This is a genomic window from Bordetella holmesii, assembly GCF_020735985.1.
Taxonomy (GTDB): Bacteria; Pseudomonadota; Gammaproteobacteria; order Burkholderiales; family Burkholderiaceae_B; genus Bordetella; species Bordetella holmesii.
This window is the reverse complement of sequence record NZ_CP085973.1, coordinates 3,405,260-3,431,355: the sequence shown is the minus strand read 5'-3', so window position 1 is coordinate 3,431,355 and position 26,096 is coordinate 3,405,260. Positions and strand designations below refer to the sequence as shown.

The 26,096-nt window shown below is 61.1% G+C and carries 28 protein-coding genes and 4 pseudogenes; 19 read left to right on the top strand and 13 right to left on the bottom strand.

All coding sequences use genetic code 11. The features are described from left to right. Positions 1 to 55 precede the first annotated feature (55 nt). A pseudogene (locus LK440_RS16560) lies at positions 56 to 1,235 on the top strand (hypothetical protein). A gap of 6 nt (positions 1,236 to 1,241) precedes the next feature. Here the strand turns inward: LK440_RS16560 and LK440_RS18000 are convergent. The 5 genes and pseudogenes from LK440_RS18000 to LK440_RS16540 form a co-directional block, all read right to left on the bottom strand. After that, positions 1,242 to 1,967: a sensor histidine kinase gene (locus LK440_RS18000; RefSeq protein WP_025341279.1), complete on the bottom strand. Its 726-nt coding sequence runs from the start codon at positions 1,965 to 1,967 to the stop codon at positions 1,242 to 1,244. 138 nt (positions 1,968 to 2,105) lie between these two features. Beyond that, the gene (locus LK440_RS17995; RefSeq protein ID WP_305954713.1) at positions 2,106 to 2,993 is read right to left on the bottom strand and encodes a CHASE2 domain-containing protein; all 888 of its coding nucleotides are present in this window, start codon (positions 2,991 to 2,993) and stop codon (positions 2,106 to 2,108) included. After that, positions 2,923 to 3,546 carry a CHASE2 domain-containing protein gene (locus LK440_RS18160; RefSeq protein WP_025341281.1) on the bottom strand — a complete coding sequence of 208 codons (624 nt, stop codon included), beginning with the start codon at positions 3,544 to 3,546 and terminating at the stop codon, positions 2,923 to 2,925. The genes LK440_RS17995 and LK440_RS18160 overlap by 71 nt, the downstream gene beginning before the upstream one ends. Before the next feature lie 11 nt (positions 3,547 to 3,557). After that, a pseudogene (locus LK440_RS16545) lies at positions 3,558 to 4,660 on the bottom strand (FecR domain-containing protein). Positions 4,661 to 4,717: 57 nt separating this feature from the next. Continuing rightward, positions 4,718 to 5,416, bottom strand: a pseudogene (locus LK440_RS16540) (response regulator transcription factor). 286 nt (positions 5,417 to 5,702) lie between these two features. Between LK440_RS16540 and LK440_RS16535 the strand changes: the two are divergent. From LK440_RS16535 to rpsQ, 16 genes are all read left to right on the top strand, one after another. Further along, the gene (locus LK440_RS16535) at positions 5,703 to 6,305 is read left to right on the top strand and encodes a response regulator transcription factor (RefSeq protein WP_227944744.1); all 603 of its coding nucleotides are present in this window, start codon (positions 5,703 to 5,705) and stop codon (positions 6,303 to 6,305) included. Between the two features lie 529 nt (positions 6,306 to 6,834). After that, the gene (rpsL, locus tag LK440_RS16530; RefSeq protein ID WP_005017264.1) at positions 6,835 to 7,212 is read left to right on the top strand and encodes a 30S ribosomal protein S12; all 378 of its coding nucleotides are present in this window, start codon (positions 6,835 to 6,837) and stop codon (positions 7,210 to 7,212) included. A gap of 165 nt (positions 7,213 to 7,377) precedes the next feature. Then, positions 7,378 to 7,848, top strand: coding sequence for a 30S ribosomal protein S7 (gene rpsG, locus LK440_RS16525; RefSeq protein ID WP_005017267.1), 471 nt, complete (start codon positions 7,378 to 7,380; stop codon positions 7,846 to 7,848). An 18-nt stretch (positions 7,849 to 7,866) separates the two neighbouring features. Beyond that, positions 7,867 to 9,969 carry an elongation factor G gene (gene fusA / locus LK440_RS16520; protein ID WP_005017269.1) on the top strand — a complete coding sequence of 701 codons (2,103 nt, stop codon included), beginning with the start codon at positions 7,867 to 7,869 and terminating at the stop codon, positions 9,967 to 9,969. A 76-nt stretch (positions 9,970 to 10,045) separates the two neighbouring features. Continuing rightward, positions 10,046 to 11,236 carry an elongation factor Tu gene (gene tuf, locus LK440_RS16515; protein WP_005017271.1) on the top strand — a complete coding sequence of 397 codons (1,191 nt, stop codon included), beginning with the start codon at positions 10,046 to 10,048 and terminating at the stop codon, positions 11,234 to 11,236. 62 nt (positions 11,237 to 11,298) lie between these two features. Further along, positions 11,299 to 11,610, top strand: a complete 312-nt coding sequence (rpsJ, locus tag LK440_RS16510; protein WP_003806903.1) for a 30S ribosomal protein S10 — start codon at positions 11,299 to 11,301, stop codon at positions 11,608 to 11,610. Between the two features lie 347 nt (positions 11,611 to 11,957). Beyond that, positions 11,958 to 12,647, top strand: coding sequence for a 50S ribosomal protein L3 (gene rplC / locus LK440_RS16505; protein ID WP_005017274.1), 690 nt, complete (start codon positions 11,958 to 11,960; stop codon positions 12,645 to 12,647). A gap of 4 nt (positions 12,648 to 12,651) precedes the next feature. Next, positions 12,652 to 13,269 (top strand): 50S ribosomal protein L4, encoded by a 618-nt coding sequence (gene rplD / locus LK440_RS16500; protein WP_005017276.1) that lies wholly within the window; start codon positions 12,652 to 12,654, stop codon positions 13,267 to 13,269. Then, positions 13,266 to 13,562: a 50S ribosomal protein L23 gene (rplW, locus tag LK440_RS16495; RefSeq protein ID WP_005017278.1), complete on the top strand. Its 297-nt coding sequence runs from the start codon at positions 13,266 to 13,268 to the stop codon at positions 13,560 to 13,562. The genes rplD and rplW overlap by 4 nt, the downstream gene beginning before the upstream one ends. Continuing rightward, positions 13,563 to 14,390 (top strand): 50S ribosomal protein L2, encoded by an 828-nt coding sequence (gene rplB / locus LK440_RS16490; RefSeq protein ID WP_005017280.1) that lies wholly within the window; start codon positions 13,563 to 13,565, stop codon positions 14,388 to 14,390. 12 nt (positions 14,391 to 14,402) lie between these two features. Beyond that, positions 14,403 to 14,678, top strand: coding sequence for a 30S ribosomal protein S19 (gene rpsS, locus LK440_RS16485; RefSeq protein WP_005017283.1), 276 nt, complete (start codon positions 14,403 to 14,405; stop codon positions 14,676 to 14,678). Positions 14,679 to 14,681: 3 nt separating this feature from the next. Next, on the top strand, positions 14,682 to 15,011 hold the full coding sequence (rplV, locus tag LK440_RS16480) for a 50S ribosomal protein L22 (RefSeq protein ID WP_005017285.1): 330 nt from the start codon (positions 14,682 to 14,684) through the stop codon (positions 15,009 to 15,011). A gap of 9 nt (positions 15,012 to 15,020) precedes the next feature. Then, on the top strand, positions 15,021 to 15,806 hold the full coding sequence (rpsC, locus tag LK440_RS16475) for a 30S ribosomal protein S3 (RefSeq protein ID WP_005017286.1): 786 nt from the start codon (positions 15,021 to 15,023) through the stop codon (positions 15,804 to 15,806). A 2-nt stretch (positions 15,807 to 15,808) separates the two neighbouring features. Continuing rightward, the gene (gene rplP, locus LK440_RS16470; RefSeq protein ID WP_005017288.1) at positions 15,809 to 16,225 is read left to right on the top strand and encodes a 50S ribosomal protein L16; all 417 of its coding nucleotides are present in this window, start codon (positions 15,809 to 15,811) and stop codon (positions 16,223 to 16,225) included. 11 nt (positions 16,226 to 16,236) lie between these two features. Continuing rightward, a complete protein-coding gene (rpmC, locus tag LK440_RS16465; RefSeq protein WP_003806912.1) occupies positions 16,237 to 16,428 on the top strand; it encodes a 50S ribosomal protein L29 in 192 nt (63 codons plus the stop codon). A gap of 2 nt (positions 16,429 to 16,430) precedes the next feature. Beyond that, on the top strand, positions 16,431 to 16,712 hold the full coding sequence (gene rpsQ / locus LK440_RS16460; RefSeq protein ID WP_005017289.1) for a 30S ribosomal protein S17: 282 nt from the start codon (positions 16,431 to 16,433) through the stop codon (positions 16,710 to 16,712). A gap of 101 nt (positions 16,713 to 16,813) precedes the next feature. On the opposite strand, the gene LK440_RS16455 is transcribed toward rpsQ, so the two are convergent. The 7 genes and pseudogenes from LK440_RS16455 to LK440_RS16430 form a co-directional block, all read right to left on the bottom strand. Next, positions 16,814 to 17,860: a branched-chain amino acid ABC transporter permease gene (locus tag LK440_RS16455; protein WP_005017291.1), complete on the bottom strand. Its 1,047-nt coding sequence runs from the start codon at positions 17,858 to 17,860 to the stop codon at positions 16,814 to 16,816. 4 nt (positions 17,861 to 17,864) lie between these two features. Beyond that, positions 17,865 to 18,884 (bottom strand): branched-chain amino acid ABC transporter permease, encoded by a 1,020-nt coding sequence (locus LK440_RS16450; protein WP_005017293.1) that lies wholly within the window; start codon positions 18,882 to 18,884, stop codon positions 17,865 to 17,867. Next, entirely contained in the window at positions 18,881 to 19,297 is a 417-nt protein-coding gene (locus LK440_RS18155; RefSeq protein WP_005017295.1) for an ATP-binding cassette domain-containing protein, read from the bottom strand. The genes LK440_RS16450 and LK440_RS18155 overlap by 4 nt, the downstream gene beginning before the upstream one ends. Before the next feature lie 55 nt (positions 19,298 to 19,352). Beyond that, positions 19,353 to 19,520 (bottom strand): annotated as a pseudogene (locus LK440_RS18150) (ATP-binding cassette domain-containing protein); the annotation flags it as partial. A 95-nt stretch (positions 19,521 to 19,615) separates the two neighbouring features. Beyond that, the gene (locus LK440_RS16440) at positions 19,616 to 20,377 is read right to left on the bottom strand and encodes an ABC transporter ATP-binding protein (protein ID WP_005020270.1); all 762 of its coding nucleotides are present in this window, start codon (positions 20,375 to 20,377) and stop codon (positions 19,616 to 19,618) included. Between the two features lie 4 nt (positions 20,378 to 20,381). Further along, a complete protein-coding gene (locus tag LK440_RS16435; RefSeq protein WP_005017301.1) occupies positions 20,382 to 21,554 on the bottom strand; it encodes a substrate-binding domain-containing protein in 1,173 nt (390 codons plus the stop codon). After that, positions 21,551 to 22,420, bottom strand: coding sequence for an alpha/beta fold hydrolase (locus LK440_RS16430; protein WP_005017303.1), 870 nt, complete (start codon positions 22,418 to 22,420; stop codon positions 21,551 to 21,553). The genes LK440_RS16435 and LK440_RS16430 overlap by 4 nt, the downstream gene beginning before the upstream one ends. A 152-nt stretch (positions 22,421 to 22,572) precedes the next feature. Between LK440_RS16430 and LK440_RS16425 the strand changes: the two genes are divergently transcribed. After that, entirely contained in the window at positions 22,573 to 23,556 is a 984-nt protein-coding gene (locus tag LK440_RS16425; protein WP_005017304.1) for an AraC-like ligand-binding domain-containing protein, read from the top strand. Between the two features lie 36 nt (positions 23,557 to 23,592). Here the strand turns inward: LK440_RS16425 and LK440_RS16420 are convergent, their stop codons facing one another. After that, positions 23,593 to 25,020 carry an NAD-dependent succinate-semialdehyde dehydrogenase gene (locus LK440_RS16420; protein WP_005017307.1) on the bottom strand — a complete coding sequence of 476 codons (1,428 nt, stop codon included), beginning with the start codon at positions 25,018 to 25,020 and terminating at the stop codon, positions 23,593 to 23,595. A 188-nt stretch (positions 25,021 to 25,208) separates the two neighbouring features. On the opposite strand from LK440_RS16420, the gene LK440_RS16415 reads away from it, so the two are divergent. Then, positions 25,209 to 26,018, top strand: a complete 810-nt coding sequence (locus tag LK440_RS16415) for an aspartyl/asparaginyl beta-hydroxylase domain-containing protein (RefSeq protein WP_370510746.1) — start codon at positions 25,209 to 25,211, stop codon at positions 26,016 to 26,018. Positions 26,019 to 26,096: the final 78 nt, after the last annotated feature.

Sequence of the window (26,096 nt, the reverse complement as noted above, 5' to 3'; positions counted from 1 at the left end):
TCCTTCAGGGCTTGTAGTGGCCGCGGATATTTTACGCCGCGCAGAGTTGATTGAAATGTCTCGACCCGCAGGTCCATCAATGTCGCGCAGTCCGTTTGCCGGCGCTGCCCCGTTGGCCCACAGGCCATTGAACGCCATCGCCGCCACGGCAGGTGGGGGCGTTCCACAGGCACGTATCAAGCGGCTGTTGGGCGACCTTTTCGCACCGCTGCAGGCCTTGCACGATCGCGGCCGCATTTGCGGAGACATCACGACATCTTCCGTAGGCCTGGACGAAAATGGCCGGGCCCATCTCATGGCGGTCGATACACAGCCACGCCAACTCGATGGCGTGGCGCCGACCACAGCAGCCGGCTTCGCTCCCTACGAATTCTACCTGCAGTCGTCGCAGTGGCCGCGCGGCCCGTGGAGTGATATATACAGCCTTTGCGCGGTGTCGCACTCGTTGATCACGGGTAGCCTGCCTGCCCCGGCGATGGAGCGCATCGAGCATGACAGCTATGCGCCCTTGGCCCACCAAGGGCTCAGGCATTACGACCTCGAATTTCTGCAGGCGATCGATGCGGGGCTGGCGCTCAGGCCGCCGGACAGGCCGCAGTCCGTTGCTGCCTTTGCCGACAGCCTGGCTTTTTCCCCGGCCGTCGATGCCGCAGATCTGGCATTGATCCCGCCGCTGACACTGCGCGCCTCTTCGCCCCGAACCGAATACGTTGCGGTGCAGCCAGCCATCTCTCATCCGCGTCGGTTGGTGTTCTGGACAGTGCTGGTGCTGGTGGCGGCCGCCGTCGGGTGGTACTGGTGGGACCAGCGATCCGCCACGCCTTCCCCGGTGATCGCCCATTCGCAACTGGCGCTGAATGCCGCCCCCCCCTGAACCGGTATCGCCGGGCGCGAAGCCGGCCCCGGTTGCCAGTGCCACTACTCCTGCGCCGGATCCGGCTGCTGACGCGGCGCGCGCAGCCACACCACCGGCTGCGGTCATCTCATCGCCCGGAGAGTTGCTTCAAAAACCCAGTACGTCCGCCGCCCGTGTTGCGGTCGCCGTCCATATCGAGCCTTGGGGCGAGGTGTGGATCGATGGCGTGCATCGTGGCGTGTCTCCGCCGTTGCGCGAGCTGAAACTGGCTCCAGGCAAGTACAACGTGGTGGTGCGCAACGCCGATCTATCGCCTTACCGGGCCACGCTCGAGGTCAAGCCAGGCAGCAGCGCGTCGATCCGCCATATCTTTCCTTGACCGGCTTCAGACCTCCTGTCGCGGGAGACGCAGGATGAAGATCGATCCCTGCCCCGGCGCGCTGCGCACGACGGCCTGGCCATGATGGCGCTCGGCCACCGTGCGCACAAAGGCCAGGCCCAGCCCTGCGCCGCCGGCATCGGCGTGTGCCGCCTGGGCTACGCGCACAAACGGCTGAAAAACCAGCGCCTGTTGATCGGCAGCGATGCCCGGGCCCTGATCGGCAACGCTCATTACCCAATCCGTCGCATGATGCTGGATGTCGCAAACGATGTGGCTGTCTCGGGGACTGTACTTGATGGCGTTGTCCAGCAGATTCGCCATGGCCCGACGCAATAGCGCTTGATCCGCCATGACGAATGCCGGGGCCAGCGGCTCGCGCAATTCGATGGTGATCCCACGCTCACGAGAGGGCGCCCAGAAGTCATCGCACACCTCTCGCAGCAGATCAGCCATATCCAGGCTGCAGAGATGAATCTTCATGGACTCGGCGCGTGTCAGTTGCACAAACCCGTCGACCAGGTCCAGTGTTCGGCGTGACAGTTGGGCGATGCGTTGCAGCGTCGCAGCCTGATCAGGGTTGCCTGTGTCGTTCTCGTGCATGGCCACCAGGGCCAGGATGGAGTTTTGCGGGGCCCGCATGTCGTGCGAAATGAATCGCAGCGTCTCTTCGCGCTGACGTTCGGCCTGCCGAATCTCGCTGATGTCGCTCAGCGTCACTATGGTGCCCACGTACAGGCCTTCGCCAGAATGAATCGGGGCGCATTTAACTATCACGTCTCGAGCGTTACGTATTCGGGTCTCGACGTCCGCGCTCCAGCCCGAGCGCGCCGGCTTGGTCGCAGCCTCAAGAATGAAACCCTCGATGCGTTACTGCATAGCCTCGGAGACGTGCAGCGAAGCGAGAATCTCACCTAGAGGCTGGTTCGAATGAGGCGCACGCTGGGTGAGCGCACGAAAAAATTTCGCCGCCGCACGGTTGCGAAACTGCAGGCGAGCGTCCTGATCGAAGACCAGGGTGGCATCAGGCAGGCCGTTGAGCCCATCGGTCAGTACCTGACGCAGATTGCGGACCAACGCAAGCGCGCGGCGGAACTGCCCGAGTCGGTCTTCCATTGACCGGTGTCCAAGCAGCAGGGCGGGGTGACGCTGATCCAGCACCGGAGTGTATTCGCGGCGTAGCCGTTTGAGCTCATCATCCAGGTAGTGCAGCACAGCCTCCTGGCTGCGCCAACTCCAGATGGGATAACACAGCGCCAGGCTGAACAGGGCGGCCGAAGGTGGAAACCATATCTGGCCGTACCGCAGCACGAGCGCCGTCAGTGGCAGGATGAGAATGAGCAGTGCGCCGTTGAGTGCCAGTGATAGCTTGGGTGATCCATGCCGCATCACCACGCACAGCAATAGGACAGGCAGTGCGCAAGCCAGCGCACCCTGCAGGGGCGAGGCAATGCGTAGCGACCGCTGCTGGGACGCGGCTTGCAGGAGATTGGCCAGGATCTCCATGCCAGCCATCCCGTTGGCGTGATGCGAGACCGGGGTGGGGAATGTGTCAGTCAAACCCGTCGCCCATGAGCCGACGATGACGTACCGATCGCGAAACTGGCTCGCGGGGATGCGGCCTTCGATTACATCCCGGTACGCGACGGTGGTGTAGTGGCCGGGAGGCCCGGAGAAGGGGATGAGGTCAGTGCCGTTTTTCGTGAGAACGGAACGGACGTGCTCGGCGTGTTCGTGCTGGCCGCCCGCGCGCAGCATGGCAAGCGAGAAGTGGCTCCACGGGTGCTCGCACGATCGTGCGTTGCCAGGCTATTCGGCGCACCACGCCGTCCTTATCGACCGGGATATTGATGAATCCCATATCCGCTGCAGCCTGCGCAAGAATAGGGATGGGAGCTTGGTAACTGCCTGCCGACTCGAGATGGTCCAGGATGACGGGAAGCACCACTTTGCCATGCGCGCGGATAGCCTGCGCAAGCGCGAGATCGGCCGCGGGATTGTCGCGATCGGGCTCCGAAAAAATCAGGTCCAGCCCAACGGCGCGAGCGTCACGCAGTTTGTCTAAAAGTGCGGCATGAACGTCGCGCTTCCAGGGCCAGCGGCCCAGCGTGGCGATGCTGTCGTCGTCGATGGCAACCAGGACGATATCGTCCTGAGCGGGTTGGCCGATCAACGACTGTGCACGGTCGTATAGCATCTGGTCAGTCCGGCCCAGACCGGTGAAGCTGCCCAGCAGCGCAGCCAACAACGTCAGCAGCGCTGTCAGGATAAAGCCCGAGCGGCGCGTGAGCGCGCGTCCCTCTACAGGCATTTCGCTCCCTGTCAGTAGTATTGCAAGGCGATCAGCTCACCGGTCCCGCTGGTTACGGGTAGCCCGTCGCTACTTAACAAGGCGAGGCTGCCCTCGAAGGGTTGCCTCGATTCGTAGCCAGCCAGCCCGGTCTGATCTACCGCGCTGACATTGACATAATAGGTGCCGGGCTCTGGCGTGGTAAAGCGAATCTGGGGGGCGGCGAAGCGTTGTGCCGAAATCACGCGCATGCCCTGTGCATCGCGCGATACGCGTACGTCGTAAGCGACGGCCGCAGACACGGGCGACAGGGTGCTCGTCCAGCCTGCGCCGGCACGTTGTGGCGCGCTCAATTGGGGGCAGGCAGCAACGGCTGGATACCAAGTACGCTGCCATCGGCGCCGATGCGGGCTCCCTGGCCCTCACGCACGACGATGGCTTCGGTGGGCGCCAGGTCACGGGCGTGGGCCTGGACGCGGACATTGCCTTCGAGTATTGCCTGAGCCGCTCCCGCCGCGTCAGCTTGCACACGAAAGCGCGTGCCGCGTACGCCCGTCACGGCCACGGGTGCTCGTATCTCGAACCGCCCGACACCTTTGCCTTCGGGCGCGACCTGCGACTCCATCGAGCCCTGCTCGACCGAAATCACGGTGTCGGTCAGCGGTACGTGCTCGAAACGGCGCAGATGGTGCAGCCGCACGGCGCTGTTGGAAGGTAGCGTGATTTCGCTGCCATCGGATAATCGGACGGTGACAAAGCTGTGTTCACCGGTCGACAGCACGCCGCCTTCCGGCAAGAGGCTGCCCGGACGGACGGCTTGACCATTGAGCATCGCCTTGCCCGCCAGGCTGACGACTTGAGCGCTACCGGTGACTTCGGGGATCATGGACAGTGGGATGCGCAGCTCCAGTCCCACCGGCAGCGCCAGGGGGTCGACGATCTTGTTGATCCGCTGCAATGCAGGCCAGTTGTCCGCCGTACCGGTATACGTTCTGGCTAATCCGCCGAGGGTGTCGGCGGGCCTGATCCGATAGAGAAAATCTTCATTCAACGAGCCTGCCGGCTGAGCCTGAACCGCGCTGGCGGCCAGAGCAATACTCAGCGGCAGGAGCGCACACCGGATGCTCCGGTTCATAGCGTCTCTCCTGGGGAGATTTTTTGGGGGGGGGCGCGCGGTCAGGCCGCGCGGTAATCAATGGGCGAGGTCGGAGATGGTTTCGAGGCGGTAGCCCAGCGCGTATGAGGAGCTCAGACGCAGGCCGTTCTGCGGGCGCAGTTGCAGCTTTTGTCGCACATTGGAGAGATGGGTGTCGAGCGTGCGGGAGGTTGGCGGGATCTCCCGGTTCCACACGGTTTCGGCCAGAAGATCGCGTGACAGCAGACGACCGATGTTGCGCAAAAACAGCAAGGCCAGTTCGTACTCTTTCGGGGCCAGAGGAATGGGTTGACCACGCAACTCGATGGCGTGCCGTGCCGGATCGATATGGTAAGGGCCCACGTCGAAAGGTGGGTTGTCACCCGCGGCAGGTTGCATGCGACGCCAGAGGGCGCCGATGCGCGCCAGCAGCTCGGCCGGGCGCAGAAGCTTGACGATGTAGTCATCGGCGCCCGCTTGCAGACCTTGCACGAGATCCTCTTCCTGATTGCGGCTGGTCAGAAAAATGATGGGCAGCCGCATCCCATAGCGCGAACGTAGATATCACACGACTTCATCGCCGTTCATGTCTGGCACTTGCCAGTCCACCAGGATCAAATCGAACGTCTCGTTGCGCAACGCCGCCAGTAAATCTTGGCTCTGTTGGAAACTGGTGCATTCGTAGCCGGCCTGCTCCAGCAATTGCTGTATTTGACGGGCTTGGTCCAGGTCATCTTCTAACGAGGCGATTCTCATGGGCCGTGCTTCAGAAAGGGTGGATGCGGTGCCGCTGATTGCAGAAAACGTCACGTAACGACCTCCTGCGATTGCCATCATACTCGTTGTCACAAAAGGCCCGTTTTTTGTGATAAGTGCGTGAAACAACAGTGTTAATCATTGCAAAGTTGACGAATCTTGACTGGCTTGCCCGCGCAACAGAGCGTCACACTATCACCAATCGCATCAGGGCCTGCAACGCCGGGATGCGACCCGTTTCTAGCTGATAGAGGGCCTGGTCATGAAGCAACTGAGCGCTTTAATCATGGTGCCGGATTCGGCCAGCCGCGCTCGTAGTATCACGGTGCTGCTGCAAGCCGGAATTTCGACAAAGGGCTGCTCCACGCCGTTGGAGCTGTTTGGTCTGCTCAACGAGGAGCACTACGACCTTGTCGTGCTTGATGTGGGCGAACTCGGCGAACTGGGTTTCGCCCTCATCGCGCGTCTGCGCGGCGCGGCCGATCTCGGTATTGTCGTCAAAGGCGATGCCATGCCGGTCGAGGTGCGTCTGCGCTGCCTGCAAAGCGGAGCGGATGCCGCGCTCTGCGCGCCGCTGGACGATCGTGAGCTGGCCTGTGTCCTGCTGGCTTTGGCGCGCCGACTCCCTGCCTGGCAGGACCACCTGGACGTCGAGGCGCCAACAGCGTTGCCGGCGTCCGGCAAATGGGAGTTGCGGGACCAGGACTGGACGCTGGCGGCACCCTCAGGCGCCACACTGTCGCTTTCGGCCAACGAAAGGCTCTTGGTACGCACCTTGCTCAAGGCCGAAGGCAAGGCCGTCAGTCGCGGCACGCTGTCTGCAGATCTGGGTGCGGACGGGGGGGGGGCGTCAATCGGATGTCGGGCGCTCGCAGCATCGACGTCGTAATAAGCCGGCTGCGGCGCAAAGCGGAACTGGCGGGCCTTATCCTGCCTATCCGGACGGTCTACGGCAGCGGTTACTTGTTTGCGCGTCACTGACCGAGGACCCTCGCATAGACGGGCAGCGCCGTCGCTTCGCGCATTTTTTGCGCACAGCCTTTGACAGCACTGGATAACTAAGCTAAGCTAAAGGGCTTATTGCTTTATGCGCGTGCAAAGTACAGGTGCTGCGGATTGAGCAAGACTGCCGGATGCGTCACGAGTTCGGGTAGTTTTGTCCGCACCCACCCACACCAGGGCTGCCGGCCCGGTCAGGATCACAAGATTTTGGCCAGGCCACGTCTGTGTGGGTAATAGCAGTGAAATAGGCATCTCTCACACTTTGCGCGCTTGTCTGCAAGACCCGCTCTTTTACGTCACCCACGTCAGAGGCGGTTTTGCGCAAACTGCCCCCGCCAGGCGTCTTAGCATCAGGCGCCCGGAGGACATAGTACGTAAGTACTTACCAGTGGTACGTAAAAGGGATTTCAAAGGTCATGCCTACCATTAGCCAACTCGTGCGCAAGCCGCGCGAAGTCAGCATCATCAAGAGCAAGAGCCCCGCGCTGGAGAATTGCCCCCAGCGTCGCGGCGTTTGCACCCGTGTCTACACCACCACCCCCAAGAAGCCGAACTCCGCTTTGCGTAAGGTTGCCAAGGTGCGTCTGACCAACGGTTACGAAGTCATTTCGTACATCGGCGGCGAAGGCCACAACCTGCAAGAGCACTCGGTCGTTCTCGTGCGTGGCGGTCGTGTGAAGGACTTGCCCGGTGTGCGTTATCACATCGTGCGCGGCTCCCTTGACCTGCAAGGCGTCAAGGACCGCAAGCAAGCTCGTTCGAAGTACGGTGCCAAGCGCCCGAAGAAGGCCTAAGCCTTCGCTGCAGTACCCAGGTTGCGGGATGGCCCGTGGCCCGGAGAGTGTGCAGCTGCGCCAGTGAACGCTGGAATAGTGTGCAGCACGTAAGGCGTCATTCTGTATGGATGACCATGGCCGTGCGAAAGCGCGGTTCAACTGAACAGACACAAGGAAGCAAAAATGCCCCGTCGTCGCGAAGTACCCAAGCGCGAGATTCTGCCCGATCCGAAGTTCGGCAGCGTCGAGCTCGCCAAGTTCATGAACGTTGTGATGCTGGACGGCAAGAAGGCCGTCGCCGAGCGCATCGTCTACGGTGCTCTGGCTCAAGTCCAGACCAAGACCGGCAAAGAGCCGATTGAAGTCTTCACGCTGGCCATCAACAACATCAAGCCGATCGTCGAAGTCAAGAGCCGCCGCGTTGGCGGTGCCAACTACCAAGTGCCGGTTGAAGTGCGCCCCGTGCGCCGCCTGGCCCTGGCTATGCGTTGGCTCCGTGAAGCCGCCAAGAAGCGTGGCGAAAAGTCGATGGATCTGCGTCTGGCTGGCGAACTGATTGATGCCTCTGAAGGTCGTGGCGCCGCAATGAAGAAGCGCGAAGACACGCACAAGATGGCCGAAGCCAACAAGACTTTCAGCCATTTCCGCTGGTAATTTAAGGATTAACCTACCATGGCCCGCAAAACCCCGATCGAGCGCTATCGCAACATTGGTATCTCTGCGCACATCGATGCAGGGAAGACCACCACGACCGAACGCATCCTGTTCTATACCGGCGTCAATCACAAGATTGGTGAAGTGCATGATGGCGCAGCCACCATGGACTGGATGGAACAAGAGCAAGAGCGTGGCATCACCATTACGTCGGCGGCTACGACGGCGTTTTGGCGCGGCATGGCCGGCAACTATCCCGAGCACCGCATCAACATCATCGACACCCCGGGGCACGTGGACTTCACCATCGAGGTGGAGCGTTCCATGCGCGTTCTGGACGGTGCCTGCATGGTGTACTGCGCCGTGGGTGGCGTTCAGCCCCAATCGGAAACCGTTTGGCGCCAGGCCAACAAGTACGGTGTGCCCCGTCTGGCCTTCGTGAACAAGATGGACCGTACCGGTGCCAACTTCTTCAAGGTCTACGAGCAGCTGCGTACCCGCCTGCGTGCCAATCCCGTGCCCATCGTGATTCCGATCGGCGCCGAAGATACGTTCACCGGCGTGATCGATCTGGTCAAGATGAAGGCCATCATTTGGGACGAAGCCAGCCAAGGTACGAAGTTCGAGTACGCTGACGTCCCGGCTGAACTGCAAGCTACGGCCGAAGAATGGCGTGAAAAGCTGGTCGAAGCTGCCGCCGAATCGTCCGAGGAACTTATGAACAAGTACCTCGAAACCGGTTCGCTGGAAGAAGCCGAGATCAACACGGCCGTCCGTCAACGCACCATCGCTGGCGAAATCCATCCGATGCTGTGCGGCACCGCTTTCAAGAACAAGGGCGTGCAGCGCATGCTGGATGCGGTGATCGACTACCTGCCCTCGCCGGTTGACATTCCGCCGGTCGAAGGCACCGATGACAACGGCAACGAAGTCAAGCGTAGCGCCAACGACGACGAAAAGTTCGCGGCTCTGGTTTTCAAGCTGATGAGCGATCCTTTCGTTGGTCAGCTGACCTTCGTGCGCGTCTACTCGGGCGTGCTGAAGTCGGGCGACACGGTCTTCAACCCCATCAAGGGCAAGAAAGAGCGTATCGGTCGTATTCTGCAGATGCACGCGAACAACCGCGAAGAAATCAAGGAAGTTCTCGCTGGCGACATCGCCGCCGTGGTGGGTCTGAAGGACGTGACCACTGGCGAAACGCTGTGCGACATCGATTCCCATGTGACGCTGGAACGCATGGAGTTCCCCGAGCCCGTGATTTCGCAGGCCGTTGAACCCAAGTCGAAGGCTGACCAGGAAAAGATGGGCCTGGCCCTGTCGCGTTTGGCTCAGGAAGATCCGTCGTTCCGCGTGCGCAGCGACGAAGAATCCGGCCAGACCATCATTTCGGGCATGGGCGAGCTGCACCTGGAAATTCTTGTTGACCGCATGAAGCGCGAATTCGGCGTGGAAGCCAACGTCGGCAAGCCCCAGGTGGCCTATCGCGAAACCATCCGTAAGGTCTGCGACGAAATCGAAGGCAAGTTCGTCAAGCAGTCCGGCGGTCGTGGTCAGTACGGCCACGTGGTCCTGAAGGTCGAGCCGTTGCCTCCTGGCGGCGGTTTCGAGTTCGTCGACGCCATCAAGGGCGGTGTGGTTCCTCGTGAATTCATCCCCGCGGTGGAAAAGGGCATCCAGGAAACCCTGCCTGCAGGTATTCTGGCTGGCTACCCCGTCGTGGACGTGAAGGCCACGCTGTTCTTCGGCTCGTACCACGATGTGGACTCGAACGAAAACGCGTTCAAGATGGCCGGCTCGATGGCCTTCAAAGAAGGTATGCGCAGAGCCAGCCCGGTTCTGCTCGAACCGATGATGGCTGTTGAAGTCGAGACGCCGGAAGACTACGCTGGCAGCGTGATGGGCGATTTGTCCTCGCGTCGCGGCATGGTTCAGGGCATGGACGATATGGTCGGCGGCGGCAAGATCATCAAGGCAGAGGTTCCTCTGGCCGAGATGTTCGGTTACGCCACCAACCTGCGTTCGCTCACGCAAGGTCGTGCCACGTACACGATGGAATTCAAGCATTACTCCGAGGCTCCCAAGAACGTCGCTGACGAAGTCATCGCCGCTCGGGCCAAGTAAATAACCGTCGCCGCGACCCCGTGATCCGGGGCGCGGCAAATATCCAAGTTTCCTTGAAAGTTAAAGGATATAGATCATGGCAAAAGGCAAGTTTGAACGTACCAAGCCGCACGTGAACGTGGGTACGATTGGTCACGTTGACCACGGCAAAACGACGTTGACGGCGGCGATTACGACGGTGCTGTCGACGAAGTTCGGTGGCGAAGCCAAGGGCTACGACCAGATTGACGCGGCTCCGGAAGAGAAGGCGCGTGGTATCACGATCAACACGGCACACGTCGAGTACGAGACGGAAGCGCGTCACTACGCGCACGTTGACTGCCCGGGCCACGCTGACTATGTGAAGAACATGATCACGGGCGCGGCGCAGATGGACGGCGCGATTCTGGTGGTGTCGGCCGCTGACGGCCCGATGCCGCAGACGCGTGAGCACATTCTGCTGAGCCGCCAGGTTGGCGTGCCGTACATCATTGTCTTCCTGAACAAGGCGGACATGGTTGACGACGCCGAGCTGCTCGAGCTGGTGGAGATGGAAGTTCGCGAACTTCTGTCGAAGTACGACTTCCCGGGCGACGACACGCCGATCGTGAAGGGTTCGGCCAAGCTGGCGCTGGAAGGCGACAAGGGCGAACTGGGCGAGCAGGCGATTTTGGCTCTGGCCGCAGCGCTGGATTCGTACATCCCGACGCCTGAGCGTGCGATTGACGGCGCGTTCCTGATGCCGGTCGAAGACGTGTTCTCGATCTCGGGTCGCGGCACGGTGGTGACGGGTCGTATCGAGCGCGGCGTGGTCAAGGTCGGTGAAGAAATCGAAATCGTGGGCATCAAGCCGACGGTGAAGACGACGTGCACGGGCGTTGAAATGTTCCGCAAGCTGCTCGACCAAGGTCAAGCGGGCGACAACGTGGGCATTTTGCTGCGCGGCACCAAGCGTGAAGACGTCGAGCGTGGCCAAGTGCTGGCCAAGCCGGGTTCGATCAACCCGCACACGGACTTCACGGCCGAGGTGTACATTCTGTCCAAGGAAGAAGGCGGCCGCCACACCCCGTTCTTCAACGGCTATCGTCCGCAGTTCTACTTCCGTACGACGGACGTGACGGGCACGATCGATCTGCCGCAGGACAAGGAAATGGTTTTGCCGGGCGACAACGTGTCGATGACGGTCAGGCTGTTGGCTCCGATCGCCATGGAAGAAGGTCTGCGTTTCGCCATCCGTGAAGGCGGTCGCACCGTCGGCGCCGGCGTCGTCGCCAAGATCCTCAAGTAATACCCTTCACGAAGGCGGTCAGGCTACCGACCGCCTTCGTTTTTCGTTCTTTAGGAAACGCCATGAAAAACCAAAAGATCCGCATCCGCCTGAAGGCTTTCGATTACAAACTGATCGATCAGTCCGCAGCGGAAATCGTTGACACTGCCAAGCGTACCGGCGCTGTCGTCCGCGGTCCGGTTCCCCTGCCCACGCGCATCCGTCGTTACGACGTTCTGCGTTCGCCGCACGTCAACAAGACGTCGCGCGATCAGTTCGAAATCCGCACCCATCAGCGTCTGATGGACATCGTGGATCCCACCGACAAGACCGTTGACGCTCTGATGCGCCTCGATCTGCCGGCTGGTGTCGACGTCGAGATCGCTCTGCAGTAAGCAAGGCTAAAGGGTTGCGTGCCTTGCACGCGATCCGAGAAATGGCCGCATCTCCATTCGGGGTGCGACCATTTTGTTTGGCGGCCAGGCCGGCTTATGGCGCTACGTTGCCGTTGTTGCTGTCGTCACACAGTACGCAGGCCTGGCGCTAAGTGCTTGTGCCAGCTGCAAAAAACATGCTAATATGCCAAGCTTGCCATTTTGTGGCAAGAGTAACTATCGCTTTTTGCGCGCGGACATGATTTACGTCTTGGGTGCTTGAAGCAAGTTCTTTGTACTGTAGGGTGAGGGCCGTTACCCTTTGCCTGATTAGCCCCGACCAATCGCAGTCGGGAATGGAGAAAACGATGTCGAATACGACACCCACGCCCGCCGCGCATCGGCTGGGTCTGGTGGGTCGCAAGGTCGGCATGACCCGCATTTTTACCGAGGAAGGCGAGTCCATCCCGGTCACTGTGCTGGACGTGTCCAACAACCGCGTGACCCAAGTCAAGTCCCTGGAAACCGACGGCTACGCCGCCATCCAAGTGACTTATGGCAATCGTCGCGCCTCGCGCGTGACCAAGGCTGAGGCCGGTCACTTCGCCAAGGCTGGCGCTGAAGCCGGCAGCAACCTGAAGGAATTCCGTCTTGATCCCGCTCGCGCCGCTGAATTCGCGGCCGGTTCGGTCATCGCTGTGGAATCCGTCTTCGAAGCCGGTCAACAAGTCGACGTGACGGGCACCACGATTGGTAAAGGCTTTGCCGGTACCATCAAGCGCCATCATTTCGGCTCGCAACGTGCTTCGCACGGTAACTCGCGTTCGCACCGCGTGCCTGGCTCCATCGGCCAAGCACAAGATCCGGGCCGCATTTTCCCTGGCAAGCGCATGGCTGGCCATTTGGGCGATGCCACCCGTACGGTTCAGAACCTCGACGTCGTTCGTGTCGACGCTGAGCGCGGCCTGCTGCTGGTCAAGGGCGCTGTCTCTGGCCACGCTGGTGGCGATGTCATCGTGCGTCCGGCTATCAAGGCGCCGGCCAAGAAGGGGGCGTAAGTAAATGGATCTCAAGCTCCTGAACGACCAAGGTCAGGCCGCGACGTTTAGCGCGCCCGACACCGTCTTCGGCCGCGACTTCAACGAAGCGCTGGTGCACCAGATCGTTGTGGCCTTCCAGGCCAACGCTCGTAGTGGCAACCGCGCCCAGAAAGACCGCGCTGAAGTCAAGCACTCGACCAAGAAGCCCTGGCGCCAGAAGGGTACCGGCCGCGCTCGTGCCGGTATGACCTCGTCGCCGCTGTGGCGTGGGGGTGGTCGCACGTTCCCGAATTCGCCTGAAGAGAACTTCAGCCAGAAGGTCAACAAGAAGATGTACCGCGCTGGGATCCGTGCGATTCTGTCGCAGTTGGCTCGTGAAGACCGCATCACTGTGGTTGACACCTTCTCGCTCGATTCGCCCAAGACCAAGCTGGCCGCTGAAAAGCTCAAGACGCTGGGTCTGGACTCCGTGCTGATCATCACCGATACGGTCGATGAAAATGTTTACCTCGCCACCCGCAACCTGCCGCACGTTGCCGTGGTCGAGCCCCGCTATGCCGATCCGCTCTCGCTGATCCACTACAAGAAAGTGCTGATCACCAAGCCGGCCATCGCGCAATTCGAGGAGATGCTCGGATGAACGCCGAACGCTTGATGCAAGTCATTCTCGCGCCGGTCGTGACTGAAAAAGCCACGTTCGTCGCCGAGAAGAACCAGCAAATCGCTTTCCGTGTGGTGGCAGACGCTACCAAGCCGGAGATCAAGGCTGCCGTCGAACTGCTCTTCAAGGTGCAGGTCGAAGCCGTGCAGGTCCTCAACCGTAAGGGCAAAGTCAAGCGCTTTGGCCGTTTCGTTGGTCGTCGTCGCAATGAGCGCAAGGCCTACGTCTCGCTCAAGGACGGCCAGGAAATCGACTTTGCGGAGGTGAAGTAAATGGCCCTCGTTAAAGTAAAGCCGACCTCGCCCGGCCGTCGCGGCATGGTGAAGGTTGTCAGCCCCAAGCTGCACAAGGGTGCGCCTCACGCTGCCCTGCTGGAAAAGAAAACTCGTGGTTCGGGCCGTAACAACAACGGTCACATCACGATCCGCCATCGTGGCGGTGGCCATAAGCAGCACTACCGTGTTGTCGACTTCCGTCGCAACAAGGACGGTATTCCTGCGAAGGTTGAGCGTCTGGAATATGACCCCAACCGTACGGCTCACATCGCGTTGTTGTGCTACGCCGACGGCGAGCGCCGCTACATCATCGCCCCGCGCGGTGTGGAAGTGGGTGCGACCCTGATCTCGGGCGTTGAAGCGCCGATCCGCGCCGGCAATACGCTGCCCATCCGTAACATCCCGGTGGGTACGACGATTCATTGCGTCGAGATGATCCCCGGCAAGGGCGCCCAGATGGTTCGTTCGGCCGGCGCTTCCGCCGTGCTGATGGCCCGTGAAGGCACCTACGCTCAGGTCCGTCTGCGCTCCGGTGAAGTGCGTCGCGTGCACATTGAGTGCCGTGCCACCATCGGTGAAGTCGGTAACGAAGAACACAGCCTGCGCCAAATCGGTAAGGCCGGTGCCATGCGTTGGCGTGGTATCCGCCCGACCGTCCGCGGTGTCGCCATGAACCCGATCGATCACCCGCACGGTGGTGGTGAAGGTCGTACTGGCGAAGCTCGCGAACCGGTCAGCCCATGGGGCACTCCGTCGAAGGGTTTCAAGACCCGTCGCAACAAGAGGACGAACAATATGATCGTCCAACGGCGCAAGCGCAAATAAGAGGCGAACACTATGTCACGTTCGATCAAGAAAGGCCCGTTTGTCGACGCGCACCTGATCAAGAAGGTGGAAGCGGCCGTGACGGGCAAAGACAAGAAGCCGATCAAAACCTGGTCGCGCCGTTCCACGATCCTGCCCGAGTTCATCGGTCTGACGATCGCTGTGCACAACGGCCGCCAGCATGTTCCCGTCTATATCAACGAGAACATGGTCGGTCACAAGCTTGGCGAGTTCGCCTTGACCCGTACGTTCAAGGGTCACGCCGCGGACAAGAAGGCGAAGAGGTAAGCGATGGAAACTACTGCCATTATCCGTGGGGTTCACATCTCGGCCCAGAAGACCCGTCTGGTCGCGGATCTGATCCGCGGCAAGTCGGTCGCTCAGGCGCTGAACATCCTCAACTTCTCGCCCAAGAAGGCCGCCGGCATCCTGAAAAAAGCTGTCGAGTCCGCCATCGCCAATGCCGAGCACAACGAAGGCGCGGACATCGACGAGCTGAAGGTCACCACGATTTATGTGGACAAGGCTCAATCGATGAAGCGTTTCTCGGCTCGCGCCAAGGGCCGTGGTAACCGTATCGAGAAGCAGACCTGCCACATCACGGTCAAGGTCGGAGCTTAAGGAGTCAAGATGGGTCAGAAAATTCACCCCACTGGGTTCCGTCTCGCGGTCACCCGTAACTGGTCCTCGCGTTGGTACGCCGACGACAAGGCTTTCGGCGGCATGCTGGCCGAAGACATCCGCGTGCGCGAGTACCTGAAGAAGAAGCTCAAGAGCGCTTCGGTTGGTCGCGTGGTTATCGAGCGTCCCGCCAAGAACGCCCGCATCACCGTTTACTCGGCTCGTCCGGGCGTGGTGATCGGCAAGCGTGGCGAAGACATCGAAAACCTGAAGGCTGATCTGCAGCGTCTGATGGGCGTGCCCGTGCACGTGAACATCGAGGAAATCCGCAAGCCGGAAACCGACGCTCAACTGATCGCCGACTCGATCTCCCAGCAGCTCGAAAAGCGCATTATGTTCCGTCGCGCCATGAAGCGTGCGATGCAGAACGCCATGCGCTTGGGTGCTCAGGGCATCAAGATCATGAGCTCGGGCCGTCTGAACGGTATCGAAATCGCTCGTACCGAGTGGTATCGCGAAGGCCGCGTGCCGCTTCACACGTTGAAGGCGAACATCGACTACGGCACCTCCGAAGCCCACACCACGTACGGTGTGATCGGCATCAAGGTGTGGGTCTACAAGGGCGACATGCTGGCCAATGGCGAGCTGCCCCCTGAAACCGCCGCCCCGCGTGAAGAAGAGCGTCGTCCGCGTCGCGCCCCCCGTGGCGATCGTCCGGATGGTGCCCGCAACGGCCGTCCGGGTGGTCGTGCTCCCCGTAAGGCGGACGCGGCTCCGGCGCCTGAAGGAGAATAACCATGCTGCAACCGTCTCGCAGAAAGTATCGCAAAGAGCAAAAGGGCCGCAATACCGGCCTGGCGACTCGCGGCGCCAACGTGTCCTTCGGCGAATTCGGCCTGAAGGCCACCGGCCGTGGCCGTCTGACCGCCCGTCAGATCGAAGCTGCTCGTCGTGCCATCAACCGTCACATCAAGCGCGGTGGCCGTATCTGGATTCGTATTTTCCCGGATAAGCCGATCTCGCAAAAACCGGCTGAAGTCCGGATGGGTAACGGTAAAGGCAACCCCGAGTACTGGGTCGCGGAAATCCAGCCCGGCAAGGTGCTCTACGAAATGGAAGGGGTCAGCGAAGAGCTGGCGCGCGAAGCGTTCCGCTTGGCCGCCGCTAAGCTGCCGATCTCGACCACGTTCGTTGCGCGTCATATCGGTGCTTAAGGAGTACAAATATGAAAGCTAGCGAACTCCGTTCGAAAGACGCCGCCGAGCTGGGCAAAGAGCTCGAGAGCCTGCTGAAGGCGCAATTTGGTCTGCGCATGCAGAAGGCTACGCAGCAGCTTGCCAACACCAGCCAGCTGCGCAACGTGCGTCGCGATATCGCGCGTGTGCGTACCTTGCTGACCGAGAAGGCAGGGAAATAAACATGAGCGAAACGCAAAACACCCAGGTTACCAAGCGCCAGCGTACGCTGGTTGGCAAGGTCGTCAGCAACAAGATGGACAAGACTGTCGTCGTGCTCGTTGAGCGCCGCGTCAAGCACCCCATCTACGGTAAGATCGTCATGCGTTCGGCCAAGTACAAGGCCCACGACGAAACGAACCAGTACAACGAAGGCGATACCGTTGAAATCGCAGAAGGCCGCCCCATCTCGCGCTCCAAGGCGTGGCGTGTGGTGCGTCTGGTCGAAGCAGCGCGCATCATCTAAGTTGTAGCATCGCGGCATACCAGGGTTCGCCTCGGATGCCACGAGAAAAAACGGCCGGGATTGCATCCCGGCCGTTTTTTTATCTTCGGCGTTGGCGGTGTTTAGCCGCGCAGCTTGCCTGCTATGCCGCCGGGGAAATAATACACCGACAAGACGAACAGAACACCCAACCACAGCAGCCAGCGATCGGGTTCAAACCATGGCGCCACGAGTGTCAGGCTGGCGGTGGCCGCGTGAAGGATTTGGAGTCCGTCTTGCAGATAGCTCTGTGCGAACACAAACAGTGTTGCTCCGAGTACGGCCCCATACATTGTCCCCATGCCGCCTATGACCAGCATCAGCAAGACGTTGAGCATGATCTCAAAAGACAGCGTGGTGTCGGGCCCGTTGTAGCGCAGCCAGAGGGCGTAGAGCGCGCCAGCTATGGTGGCAAACAAGGCCGCCAGCACATTGGAGGCACTGCGGTAGATCACGCTTCGATAACCCAGTGCTTCGGCGCGAAACGCATTTTCGCGAATGGCCTGCAGTACGCGGCCAAAGGGCGAGTTGACGATGCGCAGCAGCAGAAGAAAGAGCACGACGGCCGCGGAGAAGATCAGATAGTAGGTAATGATGCGGCCGTCGATATTCAAACCCAGCACCGGTTCACGAAAGACCTTGTAGGCGGGCCGGAGCAAGTGCGGGACTTTGAAGTTCAGGCCGTCTTCGCCACCGGTCAACCAGGATAGTTGCGAACTGAGCGTCTGAAATGCCGCGGCCACGGCAAGCGTGATCATGGCGTAGAAAATGGCCCGAACTCGCAGACTGGCCAGGCCGATGAGCAATGCCAATAGCAGCGACACCGCCAAAGCAATGAGCAGGCCGGCTCCAACGGCAGCCCATCCGGGCTCCATGCGCGTGCTGGCAATCGCAACGCCGTAGGCGCCGATACCGAAGAACATCGTGTGTGCAAAGCTCACCACGCCAGTGTAGCCAAGCAAGAGATCGTAGCTGGCGACCAGTACGACGAACACCAGTATCTTGGCTGCCACCGCGAGCGCGCGCGGGCCCGGGAAGACAAACGGGGCGATGGCCAGAAGGACCACGATGAGTATGAGCAGCGCGGCCAGCACGCGACTACGAGGCGGATCGCCGGAGAGCAAGTGCATGGTGTTAGCGCGGTTGGGTGACTGGATAGACGCCCTGCGGGCGCCACAACAAGACGGCAACCAGCAGTGCGATATTGGAGAACAGCGCAGCCTTGGGCAGTAAGAAGCCAGTGTAGTTGGCCATCAAGCCCACGAGCAGCGCGCCGATGAGACATCCGGCGGTCGAGCCGAGGCCGCCTATCATGATGACGATGAAGATGAGTACGTTGACTTGTGCGCCGAGCTGCGGAACCACGGACTGTTGATACAGGCCCCAGAGCACGCCACCGAGTCCGGCGAGCATCGAGCCTGCGACGAAAACGGCGATGAACAGATGCCGTATGCGGTATCCCAGGCTCTCGACCATTTCGCGATCCTCTACGTCAGCACGGATCAACAGTCCCAACTTGCTGCGATTAAGAACGACGAGCAGCAGGCCGAGCACGCCCAATCCGATTGCCAACGCCAGTAGCCGAAACTTCTCGATGGCAGCGTCTCCGAACAAGACCGCGCCGCGCAGAGCCGTCGGCAGTACCAGGGTGATGGTTTGCGGGCCCCAGATCATCTTGATGAGTTCCTCGCCGATGATCAGCCCTCCCATAGTGATCAGGATCTGCTTCAGGTGGTGGCCGTAGACGGGGCGGACAATCAGCCGTTCGAACACCGCGCCTATCGCACCGGCGACCGCCATGCCGACAAGCAATGCCGGAACAATGGCTCCCAGGTTGACCCACAGGCTGGGGCTGTCCGTCCACCCTCCCATGAGCGCGAGTACCGTGGTGGCCATGTAGGCGCCGATGGCAATGAACAGACCGTGGCCGAAATTCAGTACGTCCATCAGGCCGAAGACGAGCGTCATGCCGGAGGCGACGATGAAAATGATCATTCCCATGGCCAGCCCGGCCACGGTCAGCGTGAGCCATGTCGACCAGGAACCGATCAATGGCAGGGCGGCGACGGCAAGACCCAGCACGAGTGCGGCAGGGATGTAATCGCGGCGGGCGGCCGGCAGACTTGTCTCGGTCGTGGAAAGTCCGGTGCTCATTGATGACTCCCCAGGGACAGGCCCAGCAGTCGTTGTTGCAGAGTGTCGTCCTGCGCCAGCGCAGTCATGCTGCCTGCGTGGACGACGCACCCGTTGTCCATCACGGCAACGTGGTCGCCCAACTGGCTGGCAAAGCCGAAGTTCTGCTCGACGAGCAGGATCGTCGTGCCACCACGCTTGAGCTCCTCAAACGCGGCGATCATGTTTTGAACAATGGATGGCGCCAGGCCTTTGCTGGGCTCATCGACAATGAGCAGCCGTCGCAGCTCGATAATGGCGCGCGCTACGGCCAACATTTGCTTCTGGCCGCCGGAAAGGTTTCCGGCAGGATAAAGCCAGAACTTTCGCAGTGCGGGGAGGAAACCGAAGATCCATTCCAGCCTGGCAGTGTCCAGATCCTTGGCGCGCCGCACGCCGCACGCCGCGCGCAGCCAGCAGAATATTCTCCTTGACCGTGAGCCCGCCGAAGATACCCATGTTCTCGGGCACGTAGGCGATGCCCCGGCGTGCCATCTCAGGTGGCCTGGGCCTGACGGCTTGCGCATCGAATTGCAGCGTGCCGCGAGTGGCCTGCCACAGGCCCATGATGGTGCGCAGAGTCGTCGTCTTGCCTGCGCCGTTACGCCCCAACAGCATGGTTACGCGCCCTCGCGGCACATCCAGATTCACACCATGAAGGATGTGATACGCGCCGATGTGCGTATGCACATCATGTAGTCGCAATAAGGGCATCATGCGGCGTTTCCCATGCCCAGGTAGGCCTGTTGGACCAGCGGTGAAGCAATGACGTCGGCGGGTAATCCATCGGCCATGAGGCGGCCGTTGTGCAGCACGACGATGCGATCGGCCAGCTCGCGCACAACATCCATTTTGTGTTCTACCAACATGATGATCTTGGCGGGATCCTGTTTGAGTTCGCGAATGAGGTCGAGGATTACTGGCACATCGTCCACGCTCATGCCCGCGGTAGGCTCATCGAGCATGAACACCACGGGGTCCAGGGCCATCAACATGGCGATCTCGAGCTTGCGCTGGTCGCCGTGTGGCAGGTCGGCCGCAGCCTGATCCCGCCGCTGTTGCAAGCGTGCGCGCACCAGCAGCGCATCAGCGTGTTCGATCAAGGCATGATCGTCTCGCCAGCGATTCCACAGCTTGATGTGCCGCCAACCTGGTCCTTGAGCGCGCGACTGCAGCGCCAGCCGCACATTCTCATGGACGGTCAACCGGGGGAACAATTGCGTGAGCTGAAACGCGCGGCCCAGGCCGGCATGCATGCGGGCCGCTACGCCCAGACGTGTAAGGTCACGTCCGCCGAGCAGCACCGCCCCTGTGCTGGCCCGCAGTTGGCCGGATATCAGGTTGAAGTAGGTGGTTTTTCCTGCTCCGTTCGGACCCACGATGGCAGTCAGCGTGCCGGGGGCATAGCGCGCGCTGACGCCATCGACGGCGGTGTGACCGCCAAAACGGATTCCCAGCGATCGTGTCTCGAGCATGGGCTCAGCGCTTGTTCTGGATGGGAACATCCATTTGCTCAGGCGTGATCTCGCGCACCAGCTCCTGCTCCGCCCAGGGTACGGAGGGATCGTTCTTGATGCGGAAGTGGTACATGGACTGCATGGCCTGATGATCCTGCGGGCGGAATGTCATTTTGCCTTTGGGCGTTTCAAAGCTCATTCCTTCCATGGCCTTGATGAGCGTGTCCGTATCTGACTTGCCCGCGGTCTTCTTCAGAGCCTCGACGATGGCGATCCCCGCTGACATTCCGCCGGCGGTGAAGAAGTCCGGTGGCTGTCCATAGCGTTTTTGATGCTCGGCCACCAGCCAGTCGTTAATGGGGTTCTTCGGAATACCGTAGTAGTAGTAGGTGGCGCCTTCCATTCCGGCCAGACTCTTGAGCGGCGTCATGGCGGCCAGTGTGTTGCCGCCAGTGGCGATCTCTATGCCATAGCGTTTGGGGTCGAGGTCCGCGATCTTGAACGGATTGCCCGCTCCTGCCCAAAGGACAAAGATGATCTTGCGGCCCGGCTTGTCCTTGAGCGCGTCGAACAAGCGTTGCGCGCCGCCACTGAAGTCGGTGGCGTTGGCGGGCAGATACTCCTCATGCACGATCTTGGCATGCTTGAGCGCGCCCTTGAACGCGCGCACACCATCTCTGCCGAAGGCGTAGTCCTGTGCCAGCATTCCAATGGATGTGCCGTCCTGATCGAAGGCGGCGGCATTGGCCACGGCATCCTGCGAGGAATTACGGCCGGTGCGAAAGATATAGCGGTTCCATTTCTCGCCGGTAATCGAGTCGGCGACGGCGGGCTCGACGAGCAGGATTTTCTCGTACTCCTCCGCAATGGGCAGCATGGCTAGTGCCACGCCCGAAGAGGTCGGGCCCACGGCAAGGTCGGCATTGTCATCGGCGTAGGCCGAAGCCAGCTGCGCGCGCGCAACATCCGGCTTGCCTTGGTTGTCCTTTTCGATCACCCGTATTTTGCGGCCGGCCACGGCCATCGTGCCCTGGGTAGCGTACTCCAGGCCCATCATCAGGCCATTGTGGGTTTGTTTGGCGTAGGCCTCCAGGGGACCGGTCTTGTCATACACATGCGCGACCACCAGGTCGGCGGCGACGGCGGGGGCTGCAAGCGCGACGCTTGTCAGAACGGCGGTCAGGATGCGTTTCATGCGGACTCTCCTCGGGCACGATGCTGGGCGAGAAATTGACGTACGGGTTCGATCTGTGCGGGAGCGTTCAGGCTGGGGGCGTGGCCGCAATCGGCAATACTGAGCAGGCGCGCTCGTGGGCCACGTTCGGTCATGGCACGGGCGGTGTCTTCGAGCAGCAGATCCGATTGCTCGCCGCGCAACAGCAACACGGGCTGCCGGATGCTGTCGTACTCGGGCCAGCGCTCATAATCGTCAGGGTAGAGCTCGAACTGACCGACGATGGCTGGATCGTAGTGCAAGGTGATACGCCCATCGGGTAGACGCCGTGCCGAGGTCTCTGTCATGCGGCGCCACTGCTCGTCGGTTTGCTTACCGTAGGGTTTGTAGGCGTTACGCACCCATTGCTCCAGCTCCGTTACCGTAGTGAACGCGGGCGGGCTGCCGGTATAGGCCTGGATGCGCTTCATGGCCGGGCGGGGCAGGGTGGGGCCGATGTCGTTGATTACCAAGTGGGTCAGGCGTTGCCGCAGACAGGTTGCCGCCGCCACCATGCCGATGGCTCCGCCCATGGACGTGCCGACCCAGGCAGCCTGGCGTATTCCAAGACCGTCAAGCAGATCTTCGGCCAGTCGGACGTAGAACGACAGTTGATATTCCTGGCGTGGTTTGGGACTCCATTGGGACAGGCCGCGCCCCAGCGTGTCCGGGCAAATGACGCGCCACTCGGCACTCAATACGTGCGCCAGATCGTCGAAATCGCGTCCCGTGCGGGCCAAGCCGTGCCATAGGAGGACGGCAGGCGCATCGGCCTGTCCCCATTCGACGTAATGCAATTCTCGGCCTTGGGCACGCGCATAGCGCGAGGCGGGGTGGGTCGCCTTCATGTCTCCTCCCGGATTTCCCAGGTTGTTCTCTGTTGGGGCCGAATATAGACTTGTTCTTAGGGCGCAGACAAGGCGCCCATGCCCGGCAAGAGGCACGATCAAAAGAATGGGTACGCTCAGTCAATTCGAGGGCGTGCGCGGAGACATACAGCATGGTTGACACACGATTCGCCACGACTCAGGTGGACCCGCAACAGCAGTTGGACAGTTGGCGCGATGCGCTGGCGCACGCTTTCGGTCCGTTTGAGGTCCATGCCGGGCAGGGCGGCGGAGCATTCGGCGGCAGCTTGCGTTATGCGCGCCGAGCGCACCTGCAATTCAATGACCTGCACTATCAAGGGCAAAAGCTCGAACGCACGCGCGGCAACATCTCTCAGCTCGATGAAGAGTTCTTCACCTTTGGCATGCCGCTGGCAGGCCCGTTGTCCGTGACGCAGTCGGGCAGGCGCTTCGAGGTCGAGCCCGGCTGTGTGTATCTCATGAATCAGAGCGCACCGTATCAGGCCGTCGCGCAGGGCCAGTGCGGCTATCGCAGTCTGAGCATTTCCTTCCCGCGTGCGGCGCTCGCTCAGCGTGCCACTCGGCTGGAGTCGTTCTATAAGTTGTGCATCGACGATGGCGCCCCGGGCGGGCAGCTCTTGAAAAGCTATCTGGACCACCTTCTGGGCGGGATGGCCTCCTGGACCGATAGCGAGGTGGGGACGCTGGGCGAGCATCTGATCGATCTCATTGTGCTGTTTCTCGTGCAGTCCCAGGCGGGGCACGCCTCAGAACATGACAGCAGCGTGAGTCTGGCGCATCGCGAGCGTGCACTGGCGTTCATGCGGCGGCATCTTGCGGATACGGCCTTGACTCCGGCGCGGATCGGACAGGCCTGTGGGTTGTCGGTAAGCTACTTGCATCGCGTGTTTCAGCTTGCGAATCTAAGCGTGGAGTCTCAGCTCTATGAACTGCGTCTTGCCCATTGCCAGCGTTTGCTGCGGGATCCGGCCCACGCCCATCGAACGATTGCCGAGCTGGCGTATCAAAGCGGGTTTGCGCACGCGGCGCATTTCAGCCGTGTGTTTCGCCAGCATTGCGGCATGACTGCGCGCGAATTTCGCGCGCAGTCGGCCCGGCAATGGCACCAGGGCTGAGGTGGATATCCTGCCCCGGGCGATGGCTGGCCGGATTCAGATTTGCGTGATGTACTTGGTCACCAGATAACCGTCGAAGGTCTCCAGCCCGCCTTCGCTGCCGATGCCGCTGTCCTTGATGCCGCCGAAAGGCGTCTCGGCCAGTGCGCTGCCGAAATGATTGATGTTGACCATGCCGGCCTCCAGCCCATTGGAGACTTTGGTGGCGGTTTTCAGCGATTCGGTGAACACATACGAAGACAGGCCAAAGGGAAGGCTATTGGCGCGTTTGAGGACTTCGTCGGTGTCCTTGAAGCGCACCACCGGCGCCAGCGGGCCGAAGGGTTCTTCGGTCATCAGCATGGCGTGGTCAGGAATGTCGGTCACCACCGTGGGGCTGAAGAAATACCCCTTGTCTGACGGAGCATCGCCGCCGAGTACGATCTTGGCACCGTGCTTGCGCGCGTCGTCGATGAACTGCTTCATGGCAGGCACCCGGCGCTCGTGGGCAAGCGGGCCCATTTCAACGCCGGCATCCATGCCGTTGCCAACCTTGATGCCGGACAGCACTTCCGTAAAGCGCGCCACGAAAGCGTCATACGCGCCTTCCTGGACATAGAACCGGGTGGGCGAGACGTATACCTGTCCCGCGTTGCGGATTTTGAACCGGGCCAGCATTTCAGCGGCGCGCGTGACATCGGCGTCATCGAAAACCAGCACGGGAGAGTGGCCGCCCAATTCCATGGTCACGCGCTTCATGTGCGCGCCGGCCAGCGCGGCAAGCTGCTTGCCGACGGGCACCGAGCCGGTGAACGAGACCTTGCGCACGATGGGGGACCGAATCAAGTAGTCGGATATCTTGGCCGGTTCGCCCCAAACGATGTTCAGGCAGCCTTTGGGTAAGCCGGCCTCATGGAACAGGCGGGCAATGGCCATGACGGCGCTGGGAGAATCTTCCGGCCCCTTGAGAACCATGGTGCAGCCGGCGCCCAAGGCCGCGCAGATTTTGCGGATGGCCTGGTTGTAGGGGAAATTCCAGGGGGTGAAGGCCGCGCACACTCCGATGGGTTCGTGGAGCACCAACTGGCGGGCATCGGGATTGCGCGGCGGCACGATGCGGCCATAGATCCGGCGGCATTCTTCGGCGTGCCAATCGGCATGTTCGGAGCAACTGGTGACTTCGCCGATGGCCTCGGCCAGAGGCTTGCCTTGGTCAAGGGTCATGTTGCGACCGATCTCCTGGGCGTGCTCCCGTGAAAGAGCGCCTACCTTGCGCAGGATGGCCGAACGCTCCATCGGCGAGGTGCGCTTCCACGTTTCGAAGGCGCGGGCCGCTGCCTCCAGAGCGCGATCCAGATCCGCTTGCGAGGCGTGAGGAAGCTGGCCTAGTACTTCGCGCGTCGCAGGATTGACCACGTCTTCGGTCTTGCGACCGTCGCCGCTCAGAAATTCACCATCGATATACAAAGCCAACTGTTCGTACATGCCAGTCTTTCCTCGGGGGAATTGGTGGGGTGGGGGCGCGGCAGGCACCCCGTGTGGCGCCAGTCTAAACCAGCTTGGTTCCCTGTGTAGGGGCCACTAACGGCCTAAACGGGGGAACCAATACATCCCAGGTTCACGGGCGCGAGGCGCGGGCGCTGTATCGATTGGGTATGATCGCGGGCTACCACATGGAAGCACGGGTCCTTGACGCCCGCTCCAGCCCTTTTGCCAGCCGACAACTGACCGTGCAGCCAGACACCGCAACCCGCCAGAGCCTGTTCTCGAGAGTGTTATTTCGTTTCATCGACTGGCTGCATGGACGGATCGCGCGGGCCTCCAAGGTCGGAGATCCACCCATTTTCGACAACCGGCTCTTTGCCTGGGTCCCTGCGTTCGAAGCGCAAACGCCGGTCATCCGCGCCGAGCTAGAGCAATTGCTCGCCGATCGGGAAAAATTGCCGGCCTTCCATGAGATTTCGCCAGATGTGGGCATGATCACCCGCGACGATCAGTGGAAGACGTTCGTCTTCATGGGCTATGGGATGCGGTCTGAACGTAATCTGGCTCGTTGCCCGGGCACCGCGCGCGCCTTGCAGGGAATTCCGGGCATACGGACGGCTTTTTTCTCCATACTGGAGCCGGGCAAGCGCATCCCCTTGCACAAAGGCCCCTACAACGGTGTGCTGCGCTTGCATCTCGGGTTGCGCGTGCCGCAGCCGCGCGAGCGCTGCTGGATCGAGGTCGATGGGCAACGTTACTCCTGGCGGGAGGGCGAGGCGGTGATTTTCGACGACCTCTATCCACATCAGGTGCATAACGACACCGATGGGCTGCGTGCGGTGCTGTTCGTGGATTTCGAGCGGCCGTGCCACGCACCGGTCAGCTGGCTCAACCGGCTGGTGCTGGCCGTCGCTCCCATGAGCGACGAGATCCGCCGCGGCAAGGCTAACCACGATGCCTGGGAGAAAACCTACTATGACCAGAGAAACGGCCGCTGACTCGCCTGTAAAAATCGGGTCGCATCAGGCGTTGCATAACGCAGACAGCCATCTTGATTTTTAATCCCGAAGCCGCTT

Excerpts from the sequence above, each read along its gene's own strand:
- LK440_RS18160 (WP_025341281.1), bottom strand. The coding sequence starts at position 3,546 with ATGCCTGTAGAGGGACGCGCGCTCACGCGCCGCTCGGGCTTTATCCTG.
- LK440_RS16415 (WP_370510746.1), top strand. The coding sequence starts at position 25,209 with ATGGAAGCACGGGTCCTTGACGCCCGCTCCAGCCCTTTTGCCAGCCGA.
- rpmC (WP_003806912.1), top strand. The coding sequence starts at position 16,237 with ATGAAAGCTAGCGAACTCCGTTCGAAAGACGCCGCCGAGCTGGGCAAA.
- LK440_RS16435 (WP_005017301.1), bottom strand. The coding sequence starts at position 21,554 with ATGAAACGCATCCTGACCGCCGTTCTGACAAGCGTCGCGCTTGCAGCC.
- rplP (WP_005017288.1), top strand. The coding sequence starts at position 15,809 with ATGCTGCAACCGTCTCGCAGAAAGTATCGCAAAGAGCAAAAGGGCCGC.
- tuf (WP_005017271.1), top strand. The coding sequence starts at position 10,046 with ATGGCAAAAGGCAAGTTTGAACGTACCAAGCCGCACGTGAACGTGGGT.
- LK440_RS16420 (WP_005017307.1), bottom strand. The coding sequence starts at position 25,020 with ATGTACGAACAGTTGGCTTTGTATATCGATGGTGAATTTCTGAGCGGC.
- rpsG (WP_005017267.1), top strand. The coding sequence starts at position 7,378 with ATGCCCCGTCGTCGCGAAGTACCCAAGCGCGAGATTCTGCCCGATCCG.
- rplB (WP_005017280.1), top strand. The coding sequence starts at position 13,563 with ATGGCCCTCGTTAAAGTAAAGCCGACCTCGCCCGGCCGTCGCGGCATG.
- LK440_RS16430 (WP_005017303.1), bottom strand. The coding sequence starts at position 22,420 with ATGAAGGCGACCCACCCCGCCTCGCGCTATGCGCGTGCCCAAGGCCGA.
- rpsJ (WP_003806903.1), top strand. The coding sequence starts at position 11,299 with ATGAAAAACCAAAAGATCCGCATCCGCCTGAAGGCTTTCGATTACAAA.
- rpsS (WP_005017283.1), top strand. The coding sequence starts at position 14,403 with ATGTCACGTTCGATCAAGAAAGGCCCGTTTGTCGACGCGCACCTGATC.
- rplV (WP_005017285.1), top strand. The coding sequence starts at position 14,682 with ATGGAAACTACTGCCATTATCCGTGGGGTTCACATCTCGGCCCAGAAG.
- LK440_RS16535 (WP_227944744.1), top strand. The coding sequence starts at position 5,703 with ATGGTGCCGGATTCGGCCAGCCGCGCTCGTAGTATCACGGTGCTGCTG.
- LK440_RS16450 (WP_005017293.1), bottom strand. The coding sequence starts at position 18,884 with ATGAGCACCGGACTTTCCACGACCGAGACAAGTCTGCCGGCCGCCCGC.
- rplW (WP_005017278.1), top strand. The coding sequence starts at position 13,266 with ATGAACGCCGAACGCTTGATGCAAGTCATTCTCGCGCCGGTCGTGACT.
- LK440_RS16440 (WP_005020270.1), bottom strand. The coding sequence starts at position 20,377 with ATGCTCGAGACACGATCGCTGGGAATCCGTTTTGGCGGTCACACCGCC.
- LK440_RS17995 (WP_305954713.1), bottom strand. The coding sequence starts at position 2,993 with ATGCTGCGCGCGGGCGGCCAGCACGAACACGCCGAGCACGTCCGTTCC.
- LK440_RS16425 (WP_005017304.1), top strand. The coding sequence starts at position 22,573 with ATGGTTGACACACGATTCGCCACGACTCAGGTGGACCCGCAACAGCAG.
- fusA (WP_005017269.1), top strand. The coding sequence starts at position 7,867 with ATGGCCCGCAAAACCCCGATCGAGCGCTATCGCAACATTGGTATCTCT.
- rplC (WP_005017274.1), top strand. The coding sequence starts at position 11,958 with ATGTCGAATACGACACCCACGCCCGCCGCGCATCGGCTGGGTCTGGTG.
- rpsL (WP_005017264.1), top strand. The coding sequence starts at position 6,835 with ATGCCTACCATTAGCCAACTCGTGCGCAAGCCGCGCGAAGTCAGCATC.
- LK440_RS16455 (WP_005017291.1), bottom strand. The coding sequence starts at position 17,860 with ATGCACTTGCTCTCCGGCGATCCGCCTCGTAGTCGCGTGCTGGCCGCG.
- rpsC (WP_005017286.1), top strand. The coding sequence starts at position 15,021 with ATGGGTCAGAAAATTCACCCCACTGGGTTCCGTCTCGCGGTCACCCGT.
- rplD (WP_005017276.1), top strand. The coding sequence starts at position 12,652 with ATGGATCTCAAGCTCCTGAACGACCAAGGTCAGGCCGCGACGTTTAGC.
- rpsQ (WP_005017289.1), top strand. The coding sequence starts at position 16,431 with ATGAGCGAAACGCAAAACACCCAGGTTACCAAGCGCCAGCGTACGCTG.